Source organism: Mesorhizobium sp. M7A.F.Ca.US.014.04.1.1 (genome assembly GCF_003998745.1).
Taxonomy (GTDB): domain Bacteria; phylum Pseudomonadota; class Alphaproteobacteria; order Rhizobiales; family Rhizobiaceae; genus Mesorhizobium; species Mesorhizobium ciceri.
In genome coordinates, this window is sequence record NZ_RZRW01001189.1 from 1 (window position 1) to 882 (window position 882).

Below are 882 nucleotides of genomic sequence, written 5' to 3' on the forward strand. Positions count from 1 at the left end.
GGCTCGCCCCTTGTTACCGGTGCGCAGACCATTGGGGGCGCCGATGTTGCCCGAGCCGATCTGGCGCACATCGCCAAGGCCGGCCGCGCGGGTGAGCAGAAGTCCGAACGGAATCGAGCCCAGGAGATAGCCGAACACAAGCGCTGGGATGAGGCTGTAAGTCATTGTTTCCCCCGCATTTCCCCCAGTTTGGCCGGATCAGGCGCGGTGCGCGGGTTGTCCGGCTCAGACGGAGAACACTGTGCGGCCCGCAACCAGCGTTTGCAAGACCTTGCCTTGCAGGCGCGCACCTTCGAAACAGGTGTTTTTTGAGCGCGAACGAATGCCGCTTTCGCTGACGATCCAGGGTTCGTCGAGGTCGACAAGCGCAAGATCGGCGACAGCGCCGGGCTTCAGCGTGCCACCGGGCAGTCCGAACAGTTTTGCCGGGGCCGTGGACAGGGTCTCGATCAGCCTCAGCAACGGCACGTCGCCATTGTGGTAGAGCCGCAAGGCCGCGCCCAGCAGCGTCTCCAACCCGATGGCGCCGGCCGCCGCATCGGCGAAGGGCAGGCGCTTGGTGTCGACATCCTGCGGATCGTGCGAGGAGACGATGACGTCGATCGTACCGTCCCTGACCGCCTCGATCATCGCCAGCCGGTCTTCCTCGGCACGCAATGGCGGCGTCAGGCGAAAGAAGGTGCGGTATTCGCCGACATCGTTTTCATTGAGCGACAGATTGTGGATCGCCACGCCCGACGTCACCGTCGCCCCGTCGGCCTTGGCACGCGTCACGGCGTTTGCCGCCATCGCCGTCGAGATCTTCGCCGCATGGTACGAACCGCGCGTCAGCCGCGCCAGCGCAAGGTCGCGTTCCAGCGGGATGGATTCGGCCTCGCGCGG

At 65.4% G+C, this 882-nt stretch carries 2 protein-coding genes; both read right to left on the bottom strand.

Annotated features, from left to right (window positions below; all coding sequences use genetic code 11):
• Positions 1–165: glycerol-3-phosphate acyltransferase (locus EOA22_RS35485; RefSeq protein ID WP_206521528.1), on the bottom strand; the 165-nt coding region annotated here is incomplete at its 3' end.
• Positions 166–225: 60 nt separating this feature from the next.
• Positions 226–882 (bottom strand): amidohydrolase family protein (locus tag EOA22_RS35490; protein WP_164756269.1); only part of this gene is annotated, 657 nt, incomplete at its 5' end.